The following is a 22,883-nucleotide window of genomic DNA, read 5'->3' on the forward strand; positions in this document are numbered from 1 at the left end:
TAATTATGGACAATTATTGCATAAATTATATAAATATAGCTATAATTGCACAAAACACCTTACTAATAATTTAATTTAATACTCATATAAGGAGTCAACTATGCAGCACCCAGAACCAACTGAGCATGAAATAAAGCTCAACACCAAAAGATATATAGTCTCCAAAACAAATCCTAAGGGATAATTGAATACGGTAATGACTATTTTGTTGAAATCTCAGGCTACAGCGAAGCTGAACTTATAGGTGAACCACACAGTATTATTCGGCATCCCGATATGCCAAAAATTGCATTTAAAATGATGTGGGACAGAATCAATCAAGCACAAAACTTTATTGCTGTGGTGAAAAATCTTGCCAAAGATGGAAGTTATTACTGGGTTGTAACAGAATTTGAACCAAAAGTTGACCCCATCACAAACGAGATTATTTCGCATACTGCGTTTAGAAAAGCTGCACCACAAAAAGCCATAGATATTATTGAGCCAATTTATAAAAAAATGTTAACGATTGAAGAGCATGGCGGGATGGAAGCTAGTGAAAAATATTTACGTGGTTTTTTAGAAGACAATAACACAACATATGATGAGTTTATCAATAAAACTGTGGGTAATTCTGGGCTTTTTAAGATATTTTTTACAGCTATGAAAAAGCTTTTTTCATAAAATAAGTCAAATTTAGATAAAATACCTTTTTTAAAAGGATATTTTATTGAACTTAAAAGAGACGCTCATTGCTGATGAGTTAGACTTACCAGACGATTTTTTCAAAAACATACAAAAATACAAAGAACATCTTTTTAAATGGAATAAAATCCATAACCTCACAGGTGCAAAAAATGAAGCTATGGTTGATGAGTTCATCCATGATGCTGTTTATCCTGTCTCTTTTTTACCAAAAGTAAACTCTTTGATGGACATAGGAACAGGCGCAGGTTTTCCGGGGATGATTTTAGCTTTGGCACTCCCGGATACTCAGGTGACTCTTGTTGAACCCCTTATGAAAAGAGCCAGTTTTTTACAATTTATCAAAGCAGATTTAGGTCTTGACAATGTTCGAGTTGTAAAAAAAAGAGTTCAAGATATGGAAGATGAAAACTTTGATCTTATCACATCACGGGCAGTTACTGATACTAAAATACTTTTGGATTTAAGCAAAAACTTTCGAGATGAACACTCTAAACTTCTTTTTTATAAAGGTGAAAAAGTTTTTGAAGAGCTTGAAGATGATGTTACTATGAACTATAAAATTATTGAGACACAAAACAGACACTACTTACTTCTAGGAGAAGACTTATGATACTAAAATTTTTACTTATTGCGGCGGTCATTGCTATCGTTTATTTTGTATTTTTTAAAGCAAAACCATCGCTTAACAGTGCAAATAAAAAAAATGATAAAAAACCTGAAGTCAATGATATGGTCGAGTGTGAAGTCTGCGGTGTCTACACAGAAATTCATGAAGCAATTTTGAGCAATGGCAAATATTATTGTTCTAGTGAGTGCTTAAAAAAGGGTAAATAATGCTATTTTTTGGACATAGATTTATCCCAAGTGAGAAGTTTTACCATATTTTTGACATTGATACTATCCTCATAACACCACCAAATTCCACTATGTATCTTGAATATGATGAAGCAAATCTTGACATCATCACCTATCTCAATGATAATCACATCGCCTTTGCACTCAAAGTCTCCAATGTCACAGAAGTAGTCTATGCTTCTGCACTCAACGCGGCGTATATTGTTGTTACTCAAGATTTAGCAAAAACAGCACAAAAGCTCGCAGAGAACTATCTTTTTGATGCAAAAATTTTAGCGCATATCGACAAAGAAGAGGAGATTGAAGAGCTCACTCTTTTAGGGATAGATGGGGTAATATGCCCTAGTGCAGTTGTACGACTAAGCTCATAAAGATGAGAACCTTTTTTGCTCTATCTACTGCGTTTATACTTCTTTTTAGTGGATGTAGCACAAAAAAAACGCATCCAAACGCAGTAAAGTTTACAAGCTACAAAAAACCTGCCAAGAAAAAAACTTCACACTATAAACTCAAACACAAAACACCCATCACTTTAGCACTGATGCAAGAGTATAAAAAATGGTACAACACACCTTATCGATACGGTGGCACAAACAGTTGCGGCATCGACTGTTCTGCACTTGTACAAAACATTTACAAAGATGCCTTTGCACTTAAGATCCCCCGTACAACTAAAAAACAGATAAAGATAGGACGCTGGATAAAAAAAAGCCAACTACGAGCAGGAGATTTACTCTATTTTAAAACCGGTTACAATATTTTACATGCCGGAATATATCTTGAAAATGGAAACTTCATTCATGCTTCAGATAAAAAGGGCGTTATTATCTCAAATCTGCACAATCCATACTTTAAAAGCACCTATTACCAAGCAAGACGAGTTTTACCCTAAAACACTGCGTTTGAGATTTGGCTTTAAAGCTGTAAGCATCTCATAGCTGATAGTCCCTGCAAATTTTGCAGCAACTCTTGCGTCATCAAAGATAAGCAACTCTTCTTTGTCTGATAAAAATGAACTGTTATCCATTGAAATTCTTCCAGCTATATTTACACCCTCTGGTGTGATATAGTTGTTCGAGCAAGAGCGTAAAAAACCATCTCCATAACCAAAGTCATAGTTTGAAAGTGTGCAGTTTTTCTGTGCTTTGTATGTCGCACTGTACCCTACGCACTCTCCTGCTTTTAGATTACGAGTTGAGAGTTTTTTTGCATAAACACTCAGGATAGGTTTAAGCTTTGCTGCGTTTGAATTGTTCTCAAGTTCTAAACAACCATAGGCTGCAATGCCTACACGCGCCATGTCATCTCTAAAGTCATCACCGCGAAAGAGTGCCGCTGAATTAGATGAATGAAAGCGTAAAGGTTCAAAGTTGTATCTTTTTGCCAAAGAAGTGGCACGCTCTTTGAGTCTCTCAAAATTACTGTTTTGCAAATCATAGATACTGTTTTGTTCATCTGCACTACTGTGATGGGTAAAAATACCTTCAAGCTCTAAGCCTTGCTTATCAATACGCTCAAACGCAGCTTCAAGCTCCTCTATCTCAATACCATTACGGTTCATCGCAGTATTTACTTTAAGTTCTACTTTTGTCCCTTTTGGGAACTTTTTTATCTGTTTGAGATCATTTATCGTGTAGCGAATTTTAGAAGCTGTCCCTACTGCGTTTGAACTCTCACGTGGAGTATCTGCCAACACCAAAATATACTCAAAAAAATCTGCTACTTTTTTTGCTTCATCACAAGAACGTACTACCGCTTTTGTAATGCCATACTCTTTTGCCATTTGTGCCACTTCTATAAGTCCGTGACCATAAGCATTATCTTTTAAAACAAGCGCTATTTTATCTTTACCACAAGTTCTTTTCGTGATAATATCAAGGTTATGAAAAAAATGATTTTTATTTAGAGTTATGAAAGCCATAAAGGAATTATACACTATGAAAAGCCAAAAAAGACTAATCGCAGAGTTTCAAATGCAAACTTTTACACAAATTATCTTTCCCCATGAAGCTACGGACTGGGCAGAGTATCTCCAAGAGGCACAAAGCACTTTTGTCAACATCATTAATGCCATCCGAAAATATCAAAAATGCCTCATCATCTGCCATGATGTAAACGCAGTAAAAGAACATTTTTTAGACAAACACAACCTCATCTTTGTTGCTTATACGACAAATGACACTTGGGCTAGAGACTGCTCAGCACTCACAGTAGAAGAAGATGATAAAAGAGTTCTTTTAGACTTTACTTTTAATGCTTGGGGAGGAAAGTTTGACGCACAAAAAGACAATCTTCTGAGCTGCACACTAGCACAAAAATACCCCTACCCTCTGAAAAAAATCGACTTTGTTCTTGAAGGTGGCGCTGTCGAGAGCAATGGTGAAGATATGCTTTTAACAACATCGTCTTGTATGCTCAATGAAAACCGAAATCCCCATTTAAACGCAAGCCAAATCACACAAAAGCTCAAAGATTTTTTTGGCGCAAAACATATCCTCTACCTCAACCATGGCTACCTTGCAGGAGACGATACTGACTCGCATATCGATACACTTGCACGATTTATCTCTAAAGATACTATCATGTATGTGCAATGCAAAGACACAACTGACGAGCATTATCATGAGCTCAAAAGCATGGAAGAAGAGTTGCAGATGATAGCCAAAGAGAAAAATCTCAAGCTAATTGCGCTGCCTATGCCTGATGCTATCTACTACGAAGAGGAGCGTCTCCCTGCAACCTATGCAAACTTTTTGTTTGTTAATGACGCAATTTTGCTCCCTATATATAATGTTCCTCAAGACAAAACAGCTATCACACTTTTTGAACAAACCTTCCCAGAGAGAGAAATCATCCCTCTTGATGCCTCTGTTCTTATCCGTCAACACGGCTCTATTCACTGTATAAGTATGAATTTTTGACTTATTAAGCTTTCACAAAGTCTAACAAATGTAAAATAAATTTATTAGTTAAGGAAAAGATTATGCTTTTAGAAAGTTATGTTTGTTAGAGCAAAGAGTAGGATAGAAATGCATAAATTACTTGAACGTCAACTCCAAGCAAGTGGCATAAGCATTGATGAAAATTTTTTATCTATGGTCAATCAAACTTACAAAGATGCTGATGCCGCAAGAAAACTACTTGAACATTCTTTAGAAGTGAGTTCTCAAGAAATGCGTGAGCTTTATGAGAAACTCAAAGAAACATCCCAAAAAAAACTACAGGCAACACAAGAGAGATTTGAGCGACTACTGCATGAACTAAGAAGCCAATACATTCTGTATAGTTTTGATAAAAATTTCATTTGTACTTATGTCAGCAATTCAGTTACAGATGTTTTGGGCTACACAAAAGAAGAGTTTGTGGGAAATAATTTAAGAGATATTCTTACAAATGATCCTATAAATGAACAAACAATTATTGAACCACAAAAGTTTAAACAAGAAAAGATACCCCAATCAAATATTGCCTCTGTGTATCATAAAGATGGAAGCATTCGCTATCTCGAGCTTGACCGCTATCCCATCGTAAATAGTGATGGAGAATTACTCGAAATTGAGGGTATTGCCAAAGACATCACTGAGCAATATCTCACGCAAGAGAAGATGGACTATCTCTCAACGCATGATATTCTTACTGGACTAACCAACAGATATAATCTTTACAATAAGCTTGAATACCTGATTGAAGATGCTAAACGTAACGGCAAAGAGTTTGCCCTTTTTTATCTTGATTTGGATAACTTCAAACTCATTAATGACACTTTTGGACATGATGCGGGAGATGCTTTTCTCAAAGACACAGCCACTCTTTTACAAAAACAAATCAGACAAAATGACATTTTAGCACGTATCGGTGGTGATGAGTTTGTCATCGTCTACACAAACATACATAAAAATGACATAGCCAAACTTGCACAAGGAATACTAGAAACTTTTACGCAAGACTTAGATACAAAGTATAAACATCTTCAAGTCACTGTAAGCATTGGTATCTCTTTTTATCCAAATGATGGGGAAGATATAGACTCGCTACTACAAAGTGCTGACAAAGCGATGTATGCCATTAAACATCATGGCAAAAATAACTACAGTATTTCATAAAGAGTCAGTTGCGACTAAGCTGTTCCTGTAGTTCTTTATCTTCTCTTGGTTCTACAGAAAAATGAAGATTTTTTGTAACATTGATGACGTATACGTTTTTTTCACTAAGAACACTCTTCCCTTTTACATAAGGAATAGTCCACTCAGTATTATAATACTTGTCAGATACTAAAAATAGTATGTTCTTACTAGGTTTGATTTTTGTTTCTCTTTGCATCTTCCATTCATTGTTTCCATTAGATATTTCAAGAAGTGCTACGCCCATTAGTCTAGCATTGGTGTCAAAAAGAAGTGCAAATTTAGCTGTATCAACATCATACATAATCACACCATACTTTTGCGTTAGTACAACAATCTGTTCTTGTGTTGTCTTTTCAAAGTTAATTGCTGTCTCATTTGTGTCATATCTAAATTGAAACTCATCTTTATACATATCTTCTTGCGTAAGAGGAAGTATCTTTTTTGCAAGTTCTATGTAACTGATGCTAGGGACATTTTGTATTTTTTGCACAAATAACTCTTTTTTATTTAAGATAGCTGTTCCACTCAGGATAAGATAGGTTGCCAGCGCAAAACCTAAAGCTATTAAAACAGTGCGTTTTATCTTTTCTATTGTACTCATAATCTACCTTTTTAAATTAAAAACAGAATTCTAGCGAAACTTAACACTTATGTAACACTTTTTTTATACTATTTCTTTAATAAATTTTTAAAAGAAGGTTATCCATGAAAAAAATCATTCCCTTATCTTTACTTACCCTCTCACTACTCAATGCAGATGTTATTCTAGAACCTCTTGAAGTGCAAGCAACAACGCTCAGTGATGTAGCACAAAATGCTCAAACCTCAGCAGATGTAGCACAAACACTCTCTAGCAATATTCCTAGTGTTGATATGTCACGCCGTAGCGGGATAGCCAATGACGTTCTCATTCGCGGTCAGAAACGTGACAATATCTCTGTAGAAGCAGATGGAACAAAAGTGTATGGTGCTTGTCCAAACAGAATGGATCCTCCAGTTTCTCATATCCTAGCAAGTCAAATAGAGTCTATAGAAGTAACAGAAGGTCCTTATGATGTTACAACTTATGGAAATATGAGCGGTGGTCTCAAAATTACAACCAAACAACCAACAAAAGAGATAAAAGGTCAAATAAACTTAGGCTTTGGCGCATGGAACTACAAAAAATTTGGCGCAACCGTCAGTGGGGGCAATGACCTCATCCGCGTCTTAGTCACAGCGTCCAAAGAGTCTAGTGATCAGTACAAAGATGGCGATGGACACACACTAGCCCAGCAGGTTATCGCAAATGGTGCACCAGTTGCTAACCAATACCAAGCGAAATATGAAGATATGCAAGCCTATACAAAGCAGTCGATGATGGCAAAAGCCTTCGTCACAACGGCAAAAGACCAAGAACTGCGTTTGAGTGTAACAGCAAACAGAAGTGACAATATCATGTATGCAAACTCTCCTATGGATGCTATCTTAGATGATTCTAACATCTACAGTATTGCATATAATATTGACAATATTTCAGATATTTATAAAAATATCAACCTCCAATATTACTATTCAGATGTCGATCACCCTATGAGTACAGAGTATCGAAACGCAGCATTAATCGATGCTCAAAATAAAACAAATCATATGTGGACAACGATGCAAGGCATCAAACTCAAAAATAGTTTTGACATTGATACTTACAAAATTCTTCTTGGAGTTGATGCAAGCAAAAGAACATGGAGGGGCGAATATGTCAACAATGTCTCTGGCGCAGTTCTTGGTAACAGTATAGACCACGCGACTACACAAAACAGTGCACTCTTTACAACACTTGAAAAAACTTATGGTGACTTTGATGTCAAATTTGGTGCGAGATATGACTACTCAACTGTTGATAGTGACCTTGTGGGCTATGATAAAAACACTTATAATGCACTCAATGCAAATGTTTTCACAACCTATGCACTTGCACCAGAACACAAGATCTTTGTAGGAGTTGGTCAAGCGTCTCGTGTTCCAGATGGACGTGAGTTGTACTTTCAAAAAGGTGCAGCAATTATTGGCACACCAGATTTAAAACAAACTACAAACCGTGAAATCGACTTTGGCTATGAAACAAACAATGATGATTTTAAATTGAAAATCAAAGGTTTTTACTCAATGCTACAAGATTACATATATATAAACTCCAATAAAACCGCAAATTTATTTGAAAATATAGATGCGACTATTTACGGTGCAGAGATAAGTGGCTCATACTATGTAAATGATGATATCACTGTTGATATGGGTGCATCTTATAAAGTTGGAAAAAAAGATACAGCACTCACAGGACAAACAGATAAAGACCTTGCAGACATCGCACCACTGCGTGCAAATCTAGCAATCAACTACGAATACGCAAACAACTCTGTAGCTACCATAGAGACACAAGCAAGTGATGCATGGAGTGCCTATGACGCTGACAATGGAGAACAAGCACTCGCAGGCTGGGCTATCTTAAATATGAAAATAAAACACGCAGTCAATAAAAAGTTTAACCTAACTATAGGAGCAAACAACCTCTTTGATGTTACCTACGCACAAAGTAATACCTATGCAGACTTAACACTCATCACTGCTGGAACAACACAAGCAATGCTTTTAAATGAACCAGGTAGATATATCTACACAAACTTAGACTTTAAATTTTAGTCTTCTCTCTCTTTTGAGAGGAAGCACTAACACTCCGCTAACACATTAAATATACAATACGATTATCTAAACAAAACAAAAGGACAAACAATGAAAACTTTATCTATACTTTTATCAACTGCTGTAGCAGGAATTTTACTCAGCGGTTGTGGCTCTAGTAGCACAACAGACACAACAGCACTTGTAACTTCTGGACAACTTGTTGACAATTATGTTGCCAATGCTGACTATACTTGTGCTGATGGAAGCACAGGCGTTACAGATGTTAATGGCTCTTTTAATTGCCAAACTTTACCAGTTAGCTTTAGACTTGGAGGACTCAAACTTGGTGAAATCGCTCAAGTTCCAGATGACAGACAAGTATTTCCTCAAGATTTAGCCGGTGTTAATAGAGGCGATGTAAACAACAGCAGAGTTCTTGCAATGGCACGTTTTTTACAATCATGTGATGATGACAATGACACAAAAAATGGGATAAAAATACGCGAACAAGTAAGAGCTGCGTTTGAAGATGCAAATGCAACATTTAATGCTGATGACTTGGATGCTTATGCTGAGGATGCAAACATTACACTTATAGATTATAATGACTCACTAGAGCATTTAAGCCAAACTACTGCGTTTGTAGAGAGTGTAGATAGCATTGAAAAACTTCCGACAGATGTAAGAGAAGCACTTTTAACTCCAGCATCAACACTCACACAAGAGGTAAAAAATACACTTTCTTTTATGGGTAACGAAGAGCGATTTGCTTATGATGTTTACAACTATCTTTATACTTATCACGCACAAAATGGAGAGGCGATTAATCAACTCACAAACATTGCCACAAAATCTGAATATACACATATCCAAACGGTACAACTTCTTGTAAAAAAATACATCACTTCCCCAGATGAGTTTACAAATGTAGATATGCCAGAACTTGGATACAAAGATACAAACATCAGTGATATGCAAGCTGGTACTTATGACATTCAAGCTATTCAAGACTTATATGATTCATTAACAGCTAAGGGTGAAGAGTCAAAACAAGCTGCCTTAGAGGTAGGCTGTATGGTTGAAGTGACTGATATTAATGACTTACTTGCCGATATCCAATCTGCCAAAGATTCAAATGCGACAGATGTTACTACTGCGTTTGAGTTCTTACGAGATGGAAGCTACTCTCACTACTGGGCATTTGACAAAGGACTTAAAAACATGGGAGTAAGTGATGGTTGTTGTGTTCTCGGAGACGAGTATTGTCACCCAGAATATCCACAAAATGAAAATGGTGGAAATGGTAACGGACAACAAAGAGGTAAAAAATAAGTATATAAAGAGTGCGCTCAAGCACTCTTTAGGGCCCCAGTAAAAACTCACTTCTAACTTTTTCTTCCCCATTTATCAAAATCGAGATGTAATGTTTGCCCGCATAATGTTTTCGTGTAGTCAAGTTTTTAAAACTCTGTTTTTTTGTAAAACTTTTAGAAAATTCTTTCACTTCATTTTGACTTATCATAAAAACTTTTCTCTTATGTGTTTTATTTGCCTTAAGATAGTCAATCGCATATTCAACTCGCACATTTCCTATGATCTCTTTACTTCTAAGTTCAAAAGAAAAAGTCATGGTATCATTTATCTGAAGCACCTTTTCATGGGTAAAATTTCCAACATACACATAACCTGAATGAGCAAAGCCAAAAAGCTTTAAAGCCCTTATATCTCCTTGCTTGAGTAAAGTACGAGAGCCATGTTTACAAATCCAGTCTAGTTCTTTAGAAATGCCAAGGTTCTTTTGCACAAATGCTAACACCAAATCAGGATGATCTTTTGAAATGTCATTCAAATTATTTGCCACTGACTTGCGCACATATTTACTTGTATCATTTTTCAAAAGTTCTATAATTTTAAATACTTCACTAGGGTCTTTTTTAAAACATTGCAAGGCAACAGCCCAAGGAAGTCGTGGACGACAGCCTTCTGAAGCAAGTCTTCTCAAATGTTCATCTTCACTTTTTGTCCAAGCCCGCAGCTGAGACATTGTTCGTTTTTCATCTTGTAAAATAAACTCTCGTATAGCAAACTCACTGCTAGATTCGACGGTAAAGAGGGCTAAACCCTGCATTGACTCTTCAAAATCATTCATCCCAAACAAGGCAACAAAATCTTCAAAAAACATCGCTTCATAGGAGTAAAAATGCTTTGAAACAGGCTTTAAAATAGCCAACTGTTCAGCGTAAGACAAAGGAAGACACTCACCTAAACGCAGTGCAATATGCCGCATACGCCCCTTGAGTTCTAAGTCACCCCAAAGAGTATCAAAAACAGAGGCAACAAAACCAGCATCATCAAAAAGTGCATACTCTTTTTTTATCTCTAAAGCCAAGTTCTCTATGTAAGATTTTGTGTACTTATTTTTTAATAATTCTGCCATTGGATATTCTTTTTTTATTATTTTAGCATAACAATCATCTTAACACTGAGTACGATTGTTTTATAAAACTGTTTAGCAGCTACTCTTCTTAAAGCACACGGTAAATCAAAACTAAGATAACTTCAAAACTAAAGTCACCCTAAACTTGATTCAGGGTCTAGTTTATATGAAATTATAAGCTAGATTCCTAGTCAAGCTGAGAATGACTTGAGTTTTGATTTACCGTACTTAAAGCACTTCTTCATAAAAAAGAAGCTAAAATCACTTTATGATAACAAGATACCCTACTAAAAAAATATTTGTCGGTGATGTAGCAGTTGGTGGTGATGCACCTATTTCAGTTCAGTCTATGACTTACTCAGATACGCATAATGTTGCGGCAACTGTTGAGCAGATAAATAGACTTCATTTTGCAGGTGCAGACATTGTCCGTGTAGCAGTGCCGGATATGGAAGATGCTTTAGCACTCAAAGCCATCAAAGAGCAAACCTCTTTGCCTCTGGTAGCAGACATTCATTTCAACTATAAGCTTGCACTTATTGCTGCTGAGTCTGTAGACTGTATCCGTTTTAATCCTGGAAATATCAGCGATAAAAACAAAATAAAAGAGATAGTAAAAGCCTGTCAAGAGAGAAACTTACCGATACGTATCGGAGTAAATGCAGGAAGCTTAGAAAAAGAGTTCGATGACAAGTATGGACCTACCGCTGAAGCTATGGTGGCATCTGCAGATTATAATATCAAATTTTTAGAAGATTTAGGATTTGATGACATCAAAATCTCACTCAAAGCAAGTGATGTGCAAAGAACGGTAGAAGCCTACAGAATGTTACGTCCAAAAAACAACTACCCTTTTCACCTTGGTGTCACAGAAGCAGGAACTATTTTTCATGCAACTATAAAAAGTGCCATCGGTCTTGGGGCACTCCTACTTGATGGTATCGGAGACACTATGCGTATCTCTATCACAGGGGAACTTGAAGAGGAGATAAAAGTCGGTCATGCTATCTTAAAAGACAGCGGCGTGGCAAAAGAAGGGCTTAATATCATCTCATGTCCAACTTGTGGACGCATCGAAGCTGACCTTGTGACAGCAGTAGCAGAGATAGAAAGAAGAACAGCACACATTAAAACGCCACTTGATGTTAGCGTCATGGGTTGTGTTGTAAACGCAATAGGCGAAGCAAAACACGCTGATGTGGCGATAGCTTACGGAAAAGGCAAAGGTCTTGTGATGGTCAAAGGCGAAGTTGTTGCAAACCTTGATGAAGACGCTCTCGTTGATAGATTTGTGAGTGAGGTTGAAGAGATGGCAGCAAAATCATAATGCAAGATAACTTATACAACCTCGCGTTTGAACGCAGTGTACTTAGTTCCATTGTTTTTGAGCCTTCTCAGTTCGATGAGCTGAGTGTTACACTCAAAAAAGATGACTTTTATCTTCCTGCGCATCAAGATATTTTTGCTGCGATGCTTACACTTTTGCAAAAAGATCAACCTATAGATGAAGAGTTTATCAAAAAAGAACTCATAAAAGCGAAAAAATTTGATGAACAGGTACTACTTGAGATTTTATCTGCCAACCCTATCTCTAACACCAAAGCCTATATAGATGAGATAAAAGACAAGTCACTTAAACGCCATCTTTTAACCCTTACAACAGAAATAAAAAGAGTCACAGTTGAAGAAGAATTACCATCTGCTGAAGTTGTGGACATCGTAGAGAAAAAACTTTATGAGATAACACAAGACAATCAAACAAGCGACTTTAAAGACTCCCCAACAATGACTTTTGACACGATGGAATACATCAAAGAGATGAAAGCACGTGGCAATTCTGTACTTGTCGGAGTAGATACCGGCTTTAAAGAACTCAACAAAATGACAACAGGTTTTGGTAAAGGAGATCTTGTCATCATTGCAGCAAGGCCTGCGATGGGAAAATGCCTAGGTAAAGGTACGAAGGTTCTTATGTTTGATGGAAGACTTAAAAATGTAGAAGATATACAAGTTGGTGATCAACTTATGGGAGATGACTCTACCCCAAGAAATGTACTTTCTTTAGCTCGTGGTAGAGAAAAAATGTACTGGGTTCGTCAAAATAAGGGTATTGACTATCGCGTGAATGAAAGTCATATTCTCTCACTTAAACGCAGTAGGAATGAAGGAAAACACAAACATGGAGATGTATTGAACATCTCTGTAAAAGAGTACAATGAAAAATCAAATAAATTTCACTCTAACTACAAAGGCTATAAAGTAGCGGTTGACTTTAAAAAACAAAAACTTCCAATTGATCCTTATTTCTTAGGAGTTTGGCTTGGGGATGGCACAAGCAGTAATGTTTCCATAGCAACGGAGGATAAAGAAGTTGTAGAATATTTAAAAAACTATGCAAAAAAACTTAACTTACAAGTCACAAAACAGCATAACAATAAAGAAAAATGTCCTATGTATTCTATCACTTCAGGACAACGTGGGATTTCAAAGTCTCAAGATCATTCTCTGCAAAAAAAGTTAAGAGACTTACACGTACTTAATTGTAAACACATTCCTCATATCTATGTGCAAAATTCTCAAAAGAACAGATTGGAACTTTTAGCAGGACTTATTGACAGTGATGGATATTATGATGATAAGTTTCATGTTTTTGAAATAGTACAAAAAGATGAAAAACTGGCAAAACAGATAAAGTTTTTGGCAGACTCTTTAGGGTTTCGCGTCTCCATAAAAACAAAAAAAGCAAGAATTAAAAAAATCAACTATGAATGTGATGTTTATAGAGTTCGCATAGTTGGGCATTTAGATAAAATTCCTACAAAAATTGCTCGCAAAAAGGCACGAAAACTTCTCTCAAAACGTGAGCATTTACATACCGGCATACAAGTAGAATATGACAAAGTTGATGAGTATTATGGATTTACAATAGATGGCAACCATCTTTTTTTACTTGAAGATATGACTGTCACACACAATACTTCTTTCATCCTCAACACAGTAAACTCTCTCATCATGCAAGGTAAAGGTGTTGCCTTCTTTTCTCTTGAAATGCCGGCTGAGCAGTTGATGCTGCGTTTACTTTCCATCCAAACTTCCATACCCCTTCAAAAGCTCCGCGTTGGAGATATGAATGATGATCAGTGGTCAAACCTCAACGGTGCCATTGACAGAATGAACTCTGCGAAACTTTTTGTTGATGACCAAGGAAGTGTCAATATCAATCAGCTCAGAAGTAAACTCAGAAAGTTGAAAAACCAACATCCTGAGATTGAGATAGCCGTTATTGACTACCTACAAATTATGTCAGGAGTCGGCAATCAAGATAGACACTTACAAGTCTCTGAGATCTCTCGTGGACTCAAAATGCTAGCACGTGAGCTTGAGATGCCTATAGTCGCGCTCTCTCAGCTAAACCGTGGACTCGAATCCCGCAATGATAAACGCCCAATGCTAAGCGATATTCGTGAGTCTGGGTCTATTGAGCAAGATGCCGACATTATTCTTTTTGTTTATCGTGATGATGTTTACCTTTATAAAGAAGAAAAAGAGCGTGAAAAAGCTGCTAAAGCCGAAGGAAAAGAGTTTACTTCGACTTATGTTGAAAAAGAAGAAGAAGACGCTGAGATCATCATCGGAAAACAGAGGAATGGACCGACAGGTCATGTGAAGCTTATCTTTCAGAAAAAGCTTACACGCTTTGTTGATGCACCTAGCTTTTCTCAAGGAGTAGAAACCGTGTATGAAAATGTTGATACCTCATCGGCAAACATTGACATGGGTACGCCACAAGTTAATATGCCGCAGATTTAAGATATGAAACTTATAGAAGAAGTGACTCTTTTTCAAACGAAAAAAGACATCTTCTCTTTTCTTTTTACTGCGTTTAGTATTTTCATATTTTCCATCTCTTACCAATATTACAAATACACTGAACTTACAAAATTTGATTCACAACTCGTAAACGCAGTAGTACTCAAACAATACACAAAAACAAAGCTAACAAAAAAAGGGAAAATCAAAACCTACCAAGTTTTAAAGCTTAAAAGTGATGATGGTTTTACATTTTATACCACTGCAAAGAAAAAACTTCAAAACCTACAAAACAAAAATATTCAGCTTGAAATTTGGGCAGGAAAGATTACTTTTTATAAGTATCTACGAAATTTTTTCGCTTTTAGTAAGATTTTACAAATATACGACAAGCCTACGCTTATGAGTGATGCTACTGCGTTTATAAGCAGTCAACATCAAGATGCAAATATGTCAAACCTCTACCAAGCACTTTTTTTAGCAAAACCTCTCAACCCACAGCTCCAAAAAACTTTCTCAAATCTCGGCATATCTCATCTTATTGCCATCAGTGGTTTTCATCTCGGTGTACTCAGTGCCATACTCTTTTTTCTTATCAAATACCCCTACAAGTTTTTACAAAATAGGTATTTTCCATACAGAAGTTACACCAGAGACACCTTTATCATCATCGCTCTTATACTTTTTAGCTATCTTCTTTTTTTAGATTTCCCGCCTTCATTACTCCGTGCTTATGCTATGTTAGTTATAGGCTATATTTTATATGCAAGAGGGATAAAAATCATCTCAATGCAGACGCTTCTCATCACAGTGGTTTTACTCCTTGCTCTTTTTCCTAAACTCATTTTCAGTATAGGTTTTTGGCTAAGTGTCAGCGGTGTTTTTTATATTTTCTTATTTTTGATACATTTTAAACATTACAGTAAAGTCAAGCAGTTTATACTCCTACCTTTTTGGGTTTATTTGATGATGTTGCCCTACTCTTTGAGTATATTTGGAAACTTTAGCCTTTATCATCCGCTTTCCATACTTTGGACAACGCTTTTTACCCTCTTTTATCCGCTTGAAATGTTCTTGCACCTTATCTCTCATGGAAGTTTACTTGATGGATTGGTTCAAAAGCTCGTAGAGGTAAATCTAAACGCAGTAAATCATACTACTGCGTTTAGCTATCTAATTATTGAAGTATTACTCTCTTTTATCGCTATTTTCAGTCGAAGGTTTCTCTATGTTTTGCTTTTGTACACTTTCTTGATTTTTATATATTCTATCTATAATGTAGCATAGTTTTAAGCCATAGATAAAGATAATCCAAGAAACATATATCCATAAAAACAAAAACATCAATATAGCAAATGAACCATACATCGTTGTGTAGGATTTATTTAAAAATACATAATAGATAAAAGCATTTTTACTCACACTAAATACAACTGAAATGATAAGAGAGCTGATTGCAGAGGCTTTGGGATTTATTTTCGTGTTTGCAGCGATTTGGAAGATCAGGAAAAAAAGTCCCCAGATTATTATGTAAGGCACAAGAGGGAGGACATCTAAACCATCTGTTAAAGTATTTGAAGCCATCAGTGTTGCGATGTAGCCTGTGATATAAAACGAAATACCTAAAGCAATAGGCGTAAGTGTGAGCAGTGTCCAGTATGTTGTAATACTCTCCCAAATGGTTCTGGGTTTTGCATGAAAGATTTTGTTGGCAATATACTCAAAGTTTTTAAAAAATAGCATTGAAGAGACCAAAATAGCCCCAAAACCAATCGCTCCCATTTTAGATGAATTTTGTAAAAATCCATTGATTTGAATCATCACAGTATCTGAGTTTACCGGCATAAGGTTAGAGAATATAAAACCTTGAATCTTTTCATAATAGTCTGCAAAAGAGGGTAAAGAGGTAAGAATAGCCATAATGATAAGCAAAAGAGGAATAATGGTAAATATAGTATAAAAGCTTAAACTCGCTGCAAAGAGCGTCAGCTCTTTATCGACAAAAGAGCCGACAAAAAATCTGATCTGAGCGATAGCTTTTGCGGCTCTTGTTCGCATACTTCTAGTTGAGTCCCATTTTTGCAGGATTTAAAATGTTGTTTGGATCAAACGCAGCTTTTATCGACTTGAAGAGATTCATCTCCTCGTCCGTAAACGCCATCTTCATATAGGGTGCTTTTGCCAGTCCTATGCCGTGTTCACCCGAGAGTGTTCCACCCAAATCAACAGTCGCTTGGAATACCTCTTCTATCGCTTTATAAGCGATTTTTACCTGCTGGGGGTCACTACCATCAACCATAACATTTGTATGCACATTTCCATCACCTGTATGACCAAAACATGGAATTTTGACATCGTATTTCTCAGCTATGGCGTAAAATTTTTCTAAAAGTTCTGGTAAAACTGCACGAGGAACTGTTACATCTTCATTGAGTTTTTTACTTCCGTAGATGCTTAATGATGGGGATGCATTACGACGTGCAAACCATAAGTCGGCTGCTTCTTTATCATCTTTTGCGATTCTAAATTCAGAACAACCGTTCTCTTTAAACACTTTCTCTATTTGTGTAAGTTGAAAATCTAAATCATCTTCAAGGTTTCCATCCACATCTGTTACGAGTAAAGCACCAGCATCAACTGGTAAGCCTTTGTTAAAAGTCTGCTCAACTGCACGGATAGTAAGATTGTCCAAAAATTCCATCGCTACGGGTGTGATTCCACTTGCCATGGTTTTATACACAGCTTCCATAGCATCGTTTACTGTAGGAAAAATTCCCATAGCAGTTTTTGTCATCTTTGGTTTTGGAATAAGTTTGAGGATTATTTCAGTTAGCACCGCTAATGTTCCCTCACTCGCTATCAAAATACCACTGATATTATAACCCGCTACATCTTTGATGGTACGTTTTCCCGCTCGTATAACATCACCATTTGGTAAAACAGCACGTGTAGCCATGACATAATCTTTAGTGATACCATACTTTGCAGCACGCATACCACCAGCATTTTCACTCACATTACCACCTATAGTTGAGTAATCTTGTGAGGCTGGATCTGGTGGATAAAAAAGACCCACTTCTTCTACCGCACGTTGCAAGTCCATGTTAATAACACCAGGCTGAACAACCGCAACCATATTTTTCATATCAATTTCTAAAATTTTGTTCATATGTTTTTCCATCGCAAGGACAATACCACCACTACTTGGAAGTGCCCCACCAGTAAAACCTGATCCTGCACCACGAGGAACGATAACTATTTTATGTTCGTTACAATATTTGAGTATCTTACTCACATCCTCTTCATTTCTTGGAAACAAAACAGCATCAGGCTCAAAATGTTCACGAGTTGCATCGTAAGAGTAAGCTATCAAATGTGCTTTGTCACTGTAGATATTTTCTGCACCAACAAGTGATGTAAAGTGTTCTATATGTTTTTTATCTATCATTTTCTTTTCCTATTTTGGATTTTTCGTACAAAGCTTGTAGCTCTTTGTTCTCTTTGTTATTTTGCAAGAGTAAGGCATAGTAGTGCGGGGCGTAACTTGTCAGTCTGCTACTTCCTTTGCCAAACCAATTTGCATCTATGTTCTCCACACGTGTATAAAATGGTAAATGTACCCTTCTTTGTTCAAGCGGTGCATCACTAATACTTAAAATATGAAAACTTTTCATATCCACCGTATATATTTTTTTATCTAAAAATATAAAAAGTAGTCCCGTACTTGTTGCATCTGCCATTGCTTGAAAATCTTCGACTAAAGGCGTTGGATGTCCGCGAAAAGAGAGCACAGTAGCGAACAAGTCAGGGTGTATCCACTGCGTATTGATACTTTTACTTATCTGATGATAAATCTCTTCACTTGGTGCGATGAGTAGTGAACGACTATAACCAAATGCCAATTCTACGCTATCACCTACTTTGACATGCCATTTGCCTTTTGGCACAGAATCATTATCTAACATATGAAAATCTGATGTTTGAATGATAGCTGTTTTATTTGCTTCATTAAAGCTCTTTACAACGGCATTTTTTAAGATACTACTATGCTCAGGAGTAATATTATGGACAACAAAGCCACTCACGCCAACATCAATTTTATCGATTTTTATTTCTACTGTTTCGTTTGCATTATCTACTGAGATTATAGGTGCCTCAACCATGGCAGCCATCAACTTAAAGCTTATAAATAAGAGTGTAAAAATGTATTTCATTTGACTTCTTTTCAATTTAATATATGCGATTATAACAAACAAACCTCAGACTAAGCCAAAATTTGATAAAGTTCACAAATAATTTAGAATAGGTTTAGCTTTATGATACGATTTTTCATATTATTTTTATTCTCGATAGCTACATTTGCTTCGAGCGTTGATAGACACAGATGGGAAAACGGTGAAACATATCTCATCTTTTTAGAACAAAACGACCTTCCTGGAAAAGAACTCTATTACAACCTTGACAAAGATGATCAGCGTCTCACTGAGGAGATGCGAAGTGGTATTCACTACCAAATATTGCGTGATGAGCACAATCAAATAGAGCAAGTTTTACTGCCTCTTAATGATGAACTACAAATTCACATTTATAAAGATAAAAACAGTTATAAATTTGAAGCCATCCCCATTATAAGTACAACAAAAACAGAAGCTTTTCACACAACAATCACAAGCTCTCCAATGTACAATATTTTAAAAGAGACAGGTTCAAAAAAATTGGCACAAATTTTTGTCTCAAGTTTTAAACATTCACTCAACTTTAAAAATGACATTCGTAAAGGTGATGAACTCGTGATGATTTATGATCAAAAATATCGCCTAGGACGTCCTTTTTCAATGCCAACTTTAAAAGTCGCTATGATTGAGATGCGTCATAAAAAACACTATATCTATCTTAATGATGATGGAAGATATTATGATGAAAAAGCGCATGAAGTCGAAGGCTTTTTACTTGCCCGTCCTGTACGTGGCGCACGTATCTCATCCTACTTTACCAAACGCAGATGGCACCCTGTTTTGCATAAATGGAAAGCACATCTGGGTGTTGATTATGCCGCACGCCGTGGAACGCCGGTAGTAGCAGCGGGAAGTGGAAGAGTTATCTGGGCTGCGAGAATGGGCAGCTATGGAAATCTTATAAAAATCCGTCACAATGATGGCTATGAAACACGCTATGCGCATTTAAAGTCATTTCGCCGAGGCATCCATCGTGGTAAATATGTAAAAAAAGGTCAGACTATTGGCTATGTCGGAACAACTGGTCGCTCAACAGGTCCACACTTACACTTTGAGCTTAGAAAAAGAGGTCGTGCCATCAACCCACTCAGAGTTGTCCAAGTAACTACAAAAAAACTCAAAGGCAAAGCAAAAAAAGCATTTCTTAGACTCAAAAAAAATTATGACAAAAGCGTTGAGATACACTTAAACAATCAAACACCATTTAAAAAACTGCCTCCTTTTGAAAATATATCATACATACATATGTTAGATAGGAAAACAAATGGCTAAAATAGACTCCATCCAAGAACTCAGCGACCCTCACTTCATCAAACCAATACAAATCAACTACACGCTCAAAGGTATAAAAAGAAAATGGGAAGCCGTTATCTCTCATGATAGTGTCGCTATTTTACTTTGGCATAGAGAAAAAGACTGCTTTGTTTTTGTCAAACAACTTCGAGCTACAGTCCTTAATAAAAATAAAAAAAATGGATATATGTATGAACTTTGTGCTGGTATCATTGATAAAAATACTACAAATGCACAGATAGCTAAAGAAGAGGTTTTAGAAGAGTGTGGCTATGATGTTCCGGTGCAAAACTTAGAAAAGATCAGCACCTTTTATACAAGCGTCGGTATCTCAGGTACTCATCAAACCCTCTACTATGCGGAGATAGATGAGAGTATGCAAAGAGATGAAGGTGGTGGGCTACAAGAAGAAGATATAGAAGTTATCTACATTCCAACCTCCCAAGCTAAAAAGTTTATGTTTGATGAGAGCTATCAAAAAACAACAGGGGTTATGCTCAGTATCTACTGGTTTTTTGAGAACAAAAAGCTTACTTAACCAAATTCAATAGGGTCCATATCTACCTCAGCCAATCTACTTTTAGTAGATTTTACTGCTCGAATGATATCAGTGCTTTTATCGCTTCGTAGCAATATCTCAAAACGGTACTTATTTGCCACACGCTCTATAGCACACTTCCCTGCTCCAACAATTTCAACCCTGCTAAACGCAGCTAGAGCATCTTGCATCTTACGCATTGCTTCTTGTGCCTTTGCTCCATTTTTATGAGAAAATAAAATACGACAAAGCTTTTTATATGGAGGGTATAACTCTTTTCTAAACTCTTTTTCCGTCTCTAAAAAGTTCTCATACTCTTCTATATAAGTTTTAAAAAACTCTTCATTAAAGGTCTGCACAATAACTTTAGCATCTTTAGCACGTCCACTTCTTCCTGACACCTGTATCAAAGATGAAAGTGCTTTTTCTCTGGCTCTATAATCACTCATATTGAGCATGTTATCCATCCCCAAAACGACCGCCAAAGTAACCCCATGATAGTCATGCCCTTTACTCAGCATTTGCGTTCCAACTAAGATATCACTCTCTTTGTCATTAAAGCGTTTGAGTGCTTTTTTGAGCTTATTTGCAGTGGTGATGACATCTCTGTCAAATTGCTCAATCACTGCGTTTGGAAATGTTTCTCTTAGATTATTCACCGCCTCAGCCGTTCCAAGCCGTGAGCTTGTTAGCTGTGGGCTTTGACACTCAGGACAAACTTGAGGAATAGCGCTTGTAAAGTTACAATAGTGGCACTTCAATGCTCGTGAATGCTGATGTACACTCATGCCTACACTACAAAACTCACACTTTATCGTGTGTCCACAATCTTGGCAAATAAGATACTTAAAATTCGCACGTGTAGGTAAAAAAACTATGGACTGTTCTTTTTTTTCTAAAACCTCATGCAGATTAGCTAAAATAAGAGGAGAAAGCGTTTCTGCGCTACGTTCATATATAAACTCTTTGTTTGAACTGAAATGACCACCTTTGAGTCTGACATGTGGAAACTTCACATACGAGCTAAGCGATGGTGTCGCTGAACCTAAAACAACAGTAATGTCATACAATTTTCCCATATATATTGCTATATCTCGCGCATTGTAACGCGGGCGTGAAGAAGATTTGTAACTATCGTCATGCTCTTCATCTACAACTATCAAACCTAAATCTCTTATGGGTAAAAAAAGAGCCGAACGTGCACCCGCTATGATCTTTGCTTCACCACTGTGAATTTTTTCTAGTGCTTTTTTCTTTTGCAGTGGGGTAAGTTTAGAGTGCCACATAACAAAGTACTCACCAAAATGCTCTTTGAGACGTTTTGCCATTTGTGGAGTAAGAGAGATCTCAGGCATGAGAAATATACTGCGTTTACCCTCAGCTATCATCCGCTGAAAATACTTCATATATATCTCAGTCTTCCCACTTCCTGTATCACCAAAAAGAAGTGAGACCTTATGTTGCTGCAAAAATGCAAAAGCTTCTTCTTGTTTTGCTGAAAGGACAATATTTTGCTCCAAGGAGCTTAAAGATTCTGATATAGATATAGGGGTAAAAGGCATCATCAGTGAAAAAGCATCACCTAAAGAACAGATATAATACGAAGAGATAAATTGTGCTAATTGCATCTGCTTAGTAGAGTAAACACCATTAGTTACCTCTAGTATCTCATTTGTTTGAAAAGATGGTTTTTCACAAAGACCAAGCACCACAGCATCTTTAATGCCTTTGTTAAACTCAAGAGTGACTCTTGTGCCTATTGCGATGATTTTTTGAGAGTGGTAAGAGAACTCGCCAAGTGGTGAGCCTATGATTGAGAGAGTGTAGTAGTTCAAAGATTCTATTAGTTTTCTTTTTACTATTTTTATCAAGCTGTATTTATGTTAGACTTGAGAAAGTTTATTTAAACTAAAAAAAAGAACTACTGTTGTTGCTATCGCAATTAATAATATTGCTATCGTTCCTGCATCCATTATAAATCCTTTATTTCTTTCGTTTTGTTTGAAATTTTTGTAACAATAATCGTTATAAAGATAAGAAGAACAAATGTAAATGCAACACCTATCCAAAAAATCGCATCTATATTTGAAGAATCATAACGTTTAATAATACTTCCTACCAAAACTACTAAAATACCAAATGCAATACTCATTGCTATTCTTAGTGTGTTTAGTATTTCTTTTATCTCATCTATTTTAGCCATAAATTATTATACTAAAGTTTTCATTAATTTTATGTAGTAG

General features: G+C 36.4%; 22 protein-coding genes. 14 read left to right on the forward strand and 8 right to left on the reverse strand.

Annotation, left to right across the window (positions count from 1 at the left end):
• Positions 1-213 precede the first annotated feature (213 nt).
• The 5 genes from MV052_RS05770 to MV052_RS05790 are packed head-to-tail and all read left to right on the forward strand — an operon-like array spanning position 214 to position 2,434.
• A complete protein-coding gene (locus MV052_RS05770) occupies positions 214-663 on the forward strand; it encodes a PAS domain-containing protein (protein WP_366089201.1) in 450 nt (149 codons plus the stop codon).
• A gap of 46 nt (positions 664-709) precedes the next feature.
• Positions 710-1,297, forward strand: coding sequence for a 16S rRNA (guanine(527)-N(7))-methyltransferase RsmG (rsmG, locus tag MV052_RS05775; protein WP_297441843.1), 588 nt, complete (start codon positions 710-712; stop codon positions 1,295-1,297).
• Positions 1,294-1,521: a PP0621 family protein gene (locus MV052_RS05780; RefSeq protein ID WP_297441845.1), complete on the forward strand. Its 228-nt coding sequence runs from the start codon at positions 1,294-1,296 to the stop codon at positions 1,519-1,521. The genes rsmG and MV052_RS05780 overlap by 4 nt, the downstream gene beginning before the upstream one ends.
• On the forward strand, positions 1,521-1,913 hold the full coding sequence (locus tag MV052_RS05785) for a hypothetical protein (RefSeq protein ID WP_297441847.1): 393 nt from the start codon (positions 1,521-1,523) through the stop codon (positions 1,911-1,913). The genes MV052_RS05780 and MV052_RS05785 overlap by 1 nt, the downstream gene beginning before the upstream one ends.
• 2 nt (positions 1,914-1,915) lie before the next feature.
• Positions 1,916-2,434 (forward strand): NlpC/P60 family protein, encoded by a 519-nt coding sequence (locus MV052_RS05790; RefSeq protein ID WP_297441849.1) that lies wholly within the window; start codon positions 1,916-1,918, stop codon positions 2,432-2,434.
• On the opposite strand, the gene MV052_RS05795 is transcribed toward MV052_RS05790, so the two are convergent.
• Positions 2,426-3,463 carry an alanine racemase gene (locus MV052_RS05795; RefSeq protein WP_297441851.1) on the reverse strand — a complete coding sequence of 346 codons (1,038 nt, stop codon included), beginning with the start codon at positions 3,461-3,463 and terminating at the stop codon, positions 2,426-2,428. The two genes, MV052_RS05790 and MV052_RS05795, sit on opposite strands and share 9 nt — an antisense overlap.
• Positions 3,464-3,479: 16 nt before the next feature.
• Between MV052_RS05795 and MV052_RS05800 the strand changes: the two genes are divergently transcribed.
• Both MV052_RS05800 and MV052_RS05805 read left to right on the forward strand, forming a co-directional pair.
• Positions 3,480-4,463: an agmatine deiminase family protein gene (locus MV052_RS05800; protein ID WP_297441853.1), complete on the forward strand. Its 984-nt coding sequence runs from the start codon at positions 3,480-3,482 to the stop codon at positions 4,461-4,463.
• 108 nt (positions 4,464-4,571) lie between these two features.
• Positions 4,572-5,645 carry a sensor domain-containing diguanylate cyclase gene (locus MV052_RS05805; protein ID WP_297441855.1) on the forward strand — a complete coding sequence of 358 codons (1,074 nt, stop codon included), beginning with the start codon at positions 4,572-4,574 and terminating at the stop codon, positions 5,643-5,645.
• Between the two features lie 4 nt (positions 5,646-5,649).
• On the opposite strand, the gene MV052_RS05810 is transcribed toward MV052_RS05805, so the two are convergent.
• On the reverse strand, positions 5,650-6,267 hold the full coding sequence (locus MV052_RS05810) for a hypothetical protein (RefSeq protein ID WP_297441857.1): 618 nt from the start codon (positions 6,265-6,267) through the stop codon (positions 5,650-5,652).
• Positions 6,268-6,371: 104 nt separating this feature from the next.
• Here MV052_RS05810 and MV052_RS05815 point away from each other — a divergent pair, with 104 nt between their 5' ends.
• Positions 6,372-8,345, forward strand: coding sequence for a TonB-dependent receptor (locus MV052_RS05815; protein WP_297441880.1), 1,974 nt, complete (start codon positions 6,372-6,374; stop codon positions 8,343-8,345).
• Positions 8,346-8,435: 90 nt separating this feature from the next.
• Positions 8,436-9,659 carry a DUF2202 domain-containing protein gene (locus MV052_RS05820; RefSeq protein ID WP_297441882.1) on the forward strand — a complete coding sequence of 408 codons (1,224 nt, stop codon included), beginning with the start codon at positions 8,436-8,438 and terminating at the stop codon, positions 9,657-9,659.
• Positions 9,660-9,687: 28 nt separating this feature from the next.
• On the opposite strand, the gene MV052_RS05825 is transcribed toward MV052_RS05820, so the two are convergent.
• A complete protein-coding gene (locus MV052_RS05825) occupies positions 9,688-10,764 on the reverse strand; it encodes a DNA alkylation repair protein (protein ID WP_297441883.1) in 1,077 nt (358 codons plus the stop codon).
• 268 nt (positions 10,765-11,032) lie between these two features.
• Here MV052_RS05825 and ispG point away from each other — a divergent pair, with 268 nt between their 5' ends.
• From ispG to MV052_RS05840, 3 genes are read left to right on the forward strand one after another with little or no spacing between them, the layout of a single operon-like run.
• Positions 11,033-12,091, forward strand: a complete 1,059-nt coding sequence (ispG, locus tag MV052_RS05830; protein ID WP_297441885.1) for a flavodoxin-dependent (E)-4-hydroxy-3-methylbut-2-enyl-diphosphate synthase — start codon at positions 11,033-11,035, stop codon at positions 12,089-12,091.
• Positions 12,091-14,574, forward strand: a complete 2,484-nt coding sequence (gene dnaB / locus MV052_RS05835) for a replicative DNA helicase (protein WP_297441887.1) — start codon at positions 12,091-12,093, stop codon at positions 14,572-14,574. The genes ispG and dnaB overlap by 1 nt, the downstream gene beginning before the upstream one ends.
• 3 nt (positions 14,575-14,577) lie before the next feature.
• Entirely contained in the window at positions 14,578-15,861 is a 1,284-nt protein-coding gene (locus MV052_RS05840; protein WP_297441889.1) for a ComEC/Rec2 family competence protein, read from the forward strand.
• Here the strand turns inward: MV052_RS05840 and MV052_RS05845 are convergent.
• The 3 genes from MV052_RS05845 to MV052_RS05855 are packed head-to-tail and all read right to left on the reverse strand — an operon-like array spanning position 15,763 to position 18,788.
• Positions 15,763-16,632: a YihY family inner membrane protein gene (locus MV052_RS05845; protein ID WP_297441891.1), complete on the reverse strand. Its 870-nt coding sequence runs from the start codon at positions 16,630-16,632 to the stop codon at positions 15,763-15,765. The genes MV052_RS05840 and MV052_RS05845 overlap by 99 nt on opposite strands.
• 4 nt (positions 16,633-16,636) lie before the next feature.
• Positions 16,637-18,022: an FAD-linked oxidase C-terminal domain-containing protein gene (locus tag MV052_RS05850; protein ID WP_297441893.1), complete on the reverse strand. Its 1,386-nt coding sequence runs from the start codon at positions 18,020-18,022 to the stop codon at positions 16,637-16,639.
• On the reverse strand, positions 18,012-18,788 hold the full coding sequence (locus MV052_RS05855; RefSeq protein ID WP_297441895.1) for a plasminogen-binding N-terminal domain-containing protein: 777 nt from the start codon (positions 18,786-18,788) through the stop codon (positions 18,012-18,014). Before MV052_RS05855 ends, MV052_RS05850 begins: the two co-directional genes overlap by 11 nt.
• Before the next feature lie 102 nt (positions 18,789-18,890).
• On the opposite strand from MV052_RS05855, the gene MV052_RS05860 reads away from it, so the two are divergent.
• The gene (locus tag MV052_RS05860; protein WP_297441897.1) at positions 18,891-20,081 is read left to right on the forward strand and encodes a peptidoglycan DD-metalloendopeptidase family protein; all 1,191 of its coding nucleotides are present in this window, start codon (positions 18,891-18,893) and stop codon (positions 20,079-20,081) included.
• Positions 20,074-20,640, forward strand: a complete 567-nt coding sequence (locus tag MV052_RS05865; protein ID WP_297441899.1) for an NUDIX domain-containing protein — start codon at positions 20,074-20,076, stop codon at positions 20,638-20,640. Before MV052_RS05860 ends, MV052_RS05865 begins: the two co-directional genes overlap by 8 nt.
• On the opposite strand, the gene MV052_RS05870 is transcribed toward MV052_RS05865, so the two are convergent.
• Positions 20,637-22,475, reverse strand: coding sequence for a primosomal protein N' (locus MV052_RS05870; protein WP_297441901.1), 1,839 nt, complete (start codon positions 22,473-22,475; stop codon positions 20,637-20,639). The two genes, MV052_RS05865 and MV052_RS05870, sit on opposite strands and share 4 nt — an antisense overlap.
• A gap of 137 nt (positions 22,476-22,612) precedes the next feature.
• Positions 22,613-22,843 (reverse strand): hypothetical protein, encoded by a 231-nt coding sequence (locus MV052_RS05875; RefSeq protein WP_297441903.1) that lies wholly within the window; start codon positions 22,841-22,843, stop codon positions 22,613-22,615.
• Positions 22,844-22,883: the final 40 nt, after the last annotated feature.

The sequence above is a fragment of the Sulfurimonas sp. genome (assembly GCF_026988655.1).
Taxonomy (GTDB): Bacteria; Campylobacterota; Campylobacteria; order Campylobacterales; family Sulfurimonadaceae; genus Sulfurimonas.

Excerpts from the sequence above, each read along its gene's own strand:
- MV052_RS05805 (WP_297441855.1), top strand. The coding sequence starts at position 4,572 with ATGCATAAATTACTTGAACGTCAACTCCAAGCAAGTGGCATAAGCATT.
- MV052_RS05820 (WP_297441882.1), top strand. The coding sequence starts at position 8,436 with ATGAAAACTTTATCTATACTTTTATCAACTGCTGTAGCAGGAATTTTA.
- MV052_RS05865 (WP_297441899.1), top strand. The coding sequence starts at position 20,074 with ATGGCTAAAATAGACTCCATCCAAGAACTCAGCGACCCTCACTTCATC.
- MV052_RS05825 (WP_297441883.1), bottom strand. The coding sequence starts at position 10,764 with ATGGCAGAATTATTAAAAAATAAGTACACAAAATCTTACATAGAGAAC.
- MV052_RS05850 (WP_297441893.1), bottom strand. The coding sequence starts at position 18,022 with ATGATAGATAAAAAACATATAGAACACTTTACATCACTTGTTGGTGCA.
- MV052_RS05855 (WP_297441895.1), bottom strand. The coding sequence starts at position 18,788 with ATGAAATACATTTTTACACTCTTATTTATAAGCTTTAAGTTGATGGCT.
- MV052_RS05785 (WP_297441847.1), top strand. The coding sequence starts at position 1,521 with ATGCTATTTTTTGGACATAGATTTATCCCAAGTGAGAAGTTTTACCAT.
- MV052_RS05815 (WP_297441880.1), top strand. The coding sequence starts at position 6,372 with ATGAAAAAAATCATTCCCTTATCTTTACTTACCCTCTCACTACTCAAT.
- MV052_RS05810 (WP_297441857.1), bottom strand. The coding sequence starts at position 6,267 with ATGAGTACAATAGAAAAGATAAAACGCACTGTTTTAATAGCTTTAGGT.
- MV052_RS05860 (WP_297441897.1), top strand. The coding sequence starts at position 18,891 with ATGATACGATTTTTCATATTATTTTTATTCTCGATAGCTACATTTGCT.
- MV052_RS05875 (WP_297441903.1), bottom strand. The coding sequence starts at position 22,843 with ATGGCTAAAATAGATGAGATAAAAGAAATACTAAACACACTAAGAATA.
- dnaB (WP_297441887.1), top strand. The coding sequence starts at position 12,091 with ATGCAAGATAACTTATACAACCTCGCGTTTGAACGCAGTGTACTTAGT.
- MV052_RS05800 (WP_297441853.1), top strand. The coding sequence starts at position 3,480 with ATGAAAAGCCAAAAAAGACTAATCGCAGAGTTTCAAATGCAAACTTTT.
- MV052_RS05780 (WP_297441845.1), top strand. The coding sequence starts at position 1,294 with ATGATACTAAAATTTTTACTTATTGCGGCGGTCATTGCTATCGTTTAT.
- MV052_RS05790 (WP_297441849.1), top strand. The coding sequence starts at position 1,916 with ATGAGAACCTTTTTTGCTCTATCTACTGCGTTTATACTTCTTTTTAGT.
- ispG (WP_297441885.1), top strand. The coding sequence starts at position 11,033 with ATGATAACAAGATACCCTACTAAAAAAATATTTGTCGGTGATGTAGCA.
- MV052_RS05845 (WP_297441891.1), bottom strand. The coding sequence starts at position 16,632 with ATGCGAACAAGAGCCGCAAAAGCTATCGCTCAGATCAGATTTTTTGTC.
- MV052_RS05840 (WP_297441889.1), top strand. The coding sequence starts at position 14,578 with ATGAAACTTATAGAAGAAGTGACTCTTTTTCAAACGAAAAAAGACATC.
- MV052_RS05795 (WP_297441851.1), bottom strand. The coding sequence starts at position 3,463 with ATGGCTTTCATAACTCTAAATAAAAATCATTTTTTTCATAACCTTGAT.